We start from the raw sequence: 4,016 nt of genomic DNA, 5'->3' as shown, positions 1-4,016 counted from the left end.
CGATGAACGTGAAAACGGTCTGCGGGCACTGCTCAATCTGGGCCATACCTACGGCCATGCCATCGAAGCCGAAATGGGTTATGGTGTCTGGCTGCACGGTGAAGCCGTGGCGGCTGGCATGGTGATGGCTGCGCAAACAGCACGTCGCCTGGGCCAGTTCTCGGCTGACGATATCGAACGGATCAAGGCGCTGCTGTTGCGCGCCGGGTTGCCGGTTTGCGGGCCGCAGGAGATGACGCCTGAGGCCTATCTGCCACACATGCTGCGTGATAAAAAAGTGTTGGCGGGGGCGTTGCGTTTGGTATTGCCGAAGAGCATTGGTGAAGCAGAAGTTCGTGGCGGTGTCGGCCATGAGCTGGTGCTGGCATCCATCGCCGACTGTTTACCAACACAGCGCGCGTAAGTCGGTTACACTCAATAACGTTAACGTTTCGCCAGGTCGATATGTAGCCGTTTCTTTGCTGCTATCGGGGCTGAACCTTGCCCGCCGGGCAATTCCATGGACGGCGTAATTTGACGCAGGTCGGCAGTGCTTGAACTTGCGGGCTATAACAGTAGCTTGGCTGCTGTTAGACTCTATATTAATTAGTGCGCAGGGCGAGACAGATGTCGCTTTGCCATCATCGGGTTAATAGTCTCGAACCACCTGGGTGGCGAGATTTTGCCTCTAGTTGGAGGGTTTCAGATGGATGAATTTAAACCAGAAGACGATCTCAGGCCTGATACCAGCGATCGCCGTCCTTCGCGTTCACGTCGGCCAGCCGCAACTGGGCCGCGTTTTGCCGTTTCACGTCAGCATATGATGATTGGGATTGGCATTTTGGTGCTGCTGTTGCTGATCATCGGTATCGGTTCGGCGCTGAAGGCCCCCACCAAGCACGAGGTTGCGCAACAAGGGGCAACCCGCGACATCAATCTGTCGGGCTCCTCGTCGTTGACCACCAGCAACAACGGCGTTGCGGGCGGCACTACGGATACCAACGATAACAACGGTGTCAGCACCTCTCAGCCCCAAACCGTTAGCGTCCCACCTATCTCCAGCACGCCGACCGAAGCACAACCTGTAGCGCCACAGGGCGGGGCTGGTGAGCGTGTCGATCTGCCTGGCAACATGGCCGATGCCTTGTCATCACAGCAAGGTCAGGTTGATGCTGCTGCCGCGCAAAATATTAATGCCCCAGCTTCCGCTTTGCCAACCGCTCCGGCGACCGTGATGAACGGTGCTACCGCGCGTCCGGCGGCGAATGGCAATGCAACCGCTGCGACGCAGCCGCATAAAACGCCTGCCACCAAGCCAGTAGCAACCAAGCCGACAGCATCGGTCAAACCTTCTGCGACCACCACCACGGTTTACACCCCACCGGCCAAAGGCAAGAGTGGTGTGGTGAGCGGCAGCGGAAGCTCACTGAAAACCGCACCGGGTAGCCATTACACGCTGCAGTTGAGCAGTGCCTCACGCTCCGATACGTTGAATGCCTTTGCCAAGCAACAGAATTTGCCACACTTTATGGTGTACGAGACCAAGCGTGATGGTAAACCCTGGTATGTGTTAGTGAGCGGCAACTACGCTTCTTCGGCGGAGGCCAAGCGTGCCATCGCCACGCTGCCGGCGGAAGTTCAGGCGAAAAAACCATGGGTCCGTCCTGTACAGCAAGTACAGCAAGACCTGAAAAAATAATCATTAATTTTGTGCGCTGATGTGCTGTCTGAAGCAGAGTACATATCCGCCGCTCTGAATTGTAATAAGTAGCTAACTGACGGCATGAAGAAAAACCGCGCTTTTTTAAAATGGGCTGGTGGAAAATACCCGCTGATAGACGAGATCCGTCGTCATTTACCAGAGGGTAACTGCTTAATCGAGCCCTTCGTGGGCGCGGGTTCAGTCTTCCTGAACACAGAGTACGAGGCCTATATTCTCGCCGATATCAACAGCGACCTTATCAGCCTGTATAACATCGTTAAGCTGCGCACGGATGATTTCGTGCGCGATGCCCGCTTGCTTTTCACCGACCAATTCAATAACTCAGACCAGTTCTACCTGCTGCGCGAAGAGTTCAACACCACCACCGATGATTATCGGCGCGCGCTGCTGTTCCTGTATCTGAACCGCCACTGCTATAACGGCCTGTGTCGCTATAACCTGCGTGGTGAGTTCAATGTGCCGTTTGGGCGTTACAAGAAGCCCTACTTCCCGGAAGAAGAGCTGTATTGGTTTGCTGAAAAATCACGCAATGCCACTTTTGTCTGCGAGCACTATCACGATACCATGGTCAAGGCGACCCAAGGGGCAGTGGTCTATTGCGATCCGCCTTATGCCCCTCTGTCGGCAACGGCGAACTTTACTGCTTATCACACCAACAGCTTTAGCCTGGCCGATCAGCAAGGGCTGGCGCGCATTGCGCATCAGCTGTCGGTTGAAAGCCAGGTGCCGGTGTTGATTTCCAACCACGACACCGAACTGACGCGTGACTGGTATCAGCATGCTTCGCTGCATGTGGTGAAGGCTCGTCGCACCATCAGCCGCAATATTTTAGGCCGCAGTAAAGTGAACGAACTTCTGGCGCTGTATAAAAAAGCGGAATAACTCGACCCCTACGTTTGGAGAAGCGGATGAAAAAGTTTTTGATTGCCCCGTCCATTCTGTCTGCAGATTTTGCCCGCCTGGGTGAAGATACTGCCAAAGTGTTGGCCGCTGGCGCCGACGTGGTGCATTTTGACGTGATGGATAACCACTACGTGCCTAACCTGACGATCGGGCCAATGGTGTGCGAAGCCTTGCGCAATTACGGCATTACCGCACCGATTGACGTCCATCTGATGGTAAAACCGGTCGATCGTATCGTGCCGGACTTTGCCAAGGCTGGGGCAACCTACATCTCTTTCCATCCCGAAGCTTCCGAACACGTCGACCGTACCATCCAACTGATCAAAGAGAACGGCTGCAAGGCGGGACTGGTGTTTAACCCTGCGACCCCGTTGAGCTATCTCGATTACGTGATGGACAAGATCGACGTGATCCTGCTGATGTCGGTCAACCCTGGTTTTGGTGGTCAATCCTTTATCCATGGCACGTTAGACAAGCTGCGTCAGGTTCGCAAACTGATCGACGAAAGCGGCCGCGACATTCGCTTGGAAGTGGACGGCGGCGTGAAGGTCGACAACATTGCCGAGATCGCAGCAGCGGGCGCGGACATGTTCGTGGCAGGCTCGGCCATCTTTGGCAAACCGGATTACCGCGCGGTGATCGATCAAATGCGCAGTGAGCTGGCCAAGGTGAGTCATGGCTGATTTTAGCGCTATCCGCGGTCTGGCCTTCGATCTTGACGGCACGCTGGTAGACAGTGCGCCGGGTTTGGCGGCGGCCATCGATATGGCGTTGGTGGAAATGGGTCTGCCGCAGGCCGGTGAGGCCCGCGTTGGCACCTGGATTGGTAACGGTGCCGATGTGTTGGTCCAGCGTGCGCTGCGCTGGGCTGAGGTAGAAGCCACGCCGGAGCGGTGTTTGCAAATGCGTCAACGTTTCGACCATTTCTATGCGCAAACCGTTGAGAGCGGCAGCCGCCTGTTCCCGCAGGTGACAGAAACGCTGGCCCAGTTGGCCAAGCTTGGCTACCCGCTGGCGCTGGTTACCAACAAACCGACTCCCTTTGTGGCCCCTTTGCTGACGGCGCTCGGCATTATCGATTTTTTCTCGCTGATCATCGGCGGTGACGACGTGGTGGAGAAAAAACCACATCCTGCCCCGCTGTATCTGGTGTTCGGCAAGCTTGGTCTGCGGGCCGGTGAAGTGCTGTTCGTTGGGGATTCACGCAATGATATTCAGGCGGCGCAGGCGGCAGGTTGCCCGAGCGTTGGCCTGACTTACGGATATAACTACGGTGAAGCGATTGCCCTGAGCCACCCCGACCGCGTGTTGGAGCGCTTCGCCGATTTGTTGCCCGCACTTGGGCTGTCATCTTTAGAAGATCGGGAAATTTAACTATGAGTAAGCCCATCGTTTTCAGCGGCGCGCAGCC

4 protein-coding genes and 1 pseudogene are annotated in these 4,016 nt (G+C 55.9%); all 5 read left to right on the top strand.

From position 1 onward, the window contains the following. Positions 1-403: pseudogene (aroB, locus tag ACLQ7H_RS12890) on the top strand (3-dehydroquinate synthase); the annotation flags it as partial. A 282-nt stretch (positions 404-685) separates the two neighbouring features. Continuing rightward, positions 686-1,678 (top strand): SPOR domain-containing protein, encoded by a 993-nt coding sequence (locus ACLQ7H_RS12885; RefSeq protein WP_411753010.1) that lies wholly within the window; start codon positions 686-688, stop codon positions 1,676-1,678. Positions 1,679-1,762: 84 nt separating this feature from the next. Then, a complete protein-coding gene (gene dam / locus ACLQ7H_RS12880) occupies positions 1,763-2,584 on the top strand; it encodes an adenine-specific DNA-methyltransferase (protein ID WP_411753009.1) in 822 nt (273 codons plus the stop codon). A 26-nt stretch (positions 2,585-2,610) separates the two neighbouring features. Continuing rightward, on the top strand, positions 2,611-3,288 hold the full coding sequence (rpe, locus tag ACLQ7H_RS12875) for a ribulose-phosphate 3-epimerase (RefSeq protein ID WP_024482734.1): 678 nt from the start codon (positions 2,611-2,613) through the stop codon (positions 3,286-3,288). Beyond that, complete coding sequence (locus ACLQ7H_RS12870; protein ID WP_411753008.1) at positions 3,281-3,979, top strand: phosphoglycolate phosphatase; 699 nt, start codon at positions 3,281-3,283, stop codon at positions 3,977-3,979. Before rpe ends, ACLQ7H_RS12870 begins: the two co-directional genes overlap by 8 nt. The last annotated feature ends 37 nt before the right edge of the window (positions 3,980-4,016 follow it).

It is taken from the genome of Serratia sp. (in: enterobacteria) (assembly GCF_046715635.1).
Lineage (GTDB): Bacteria > Pseudomonadota > Gammaproteobacteria > Enterobacterales > Enterobacteriaceae > Chania.
The sequence above is the reverse complement of the archived record's forward strand: the minus strand, read 5'-3'. Positions and strand labels throughout refer to the sequence as shown.